This window comes from Escherichia sp. AM3, from assembly GCF_032029835.1.
Taxonomy (GTDB): Bacteria; Pseudomonadota; Gammaproteobacteria; order Enterobacterales; family Enterobacteriaceae; genus Escherichia; species Escherichia coli.
Genome location: NZ_JAVUPQ010000567.1, coordinates 1 through 459, shown reverse-complemented (window position 1 = coordinate 459; position 459 = coordinate 1). Strand labels below are relative to the sequence as shown.

The following is a 459-nucleotide window of genomic DNA, read 5'->3' as shown; positions in this document are numbered from 1 at the left end:
TCCCGTCTTTCATAATCACAATCCGCGTCGCCATGGTCATCGCTTCGGTCTGATCGTGGGTCACGTAGATCATGGTGGTGTTCAGTTTCTGATGCAGCTTGCTGATCTCTGCGCGCATTTGCACGCGCAGCTTGGCATCAAGGTTAGAGAGCGGTTCATCCATTAAAAACACGCCCGCTTCGCGTACAATCGCCCGCCCAAGCGCCACTCGCTGACGTTGCCCGCCGGAAAGCGCCCCCGGCTTACGTTTCAGGTACTCACGCAGGCCGAGAATTTGCGCCGCCCAGTTCACCCGCTCATCAATCACCTCTTTGGCGATTTTTTGCATCTTCAGACCAAACGCCATGTTGTCGTAAACCGTCATATGCGGATACAACGCGTAGTTCTGGAACACCATCGCTATATTGCGTGCTTTGGCTGGAACGTCATTCATTCGTTTGCCGTCGATCAACAGATCGC

At 54.0% G+C, this 459-nt stretch carries 1 protein-coding gene; it reads right to left on the bottom strand.

The window, feature by feature from the left end; genetic code table 11:
• Positions 1-459 (bottom strand): ATP-binding cassette domain-containing protein (locus tag RTW80_RS27275; protein WP_312721207.1); only part of this gene is annotated, 459 nt, incomplete at both ends.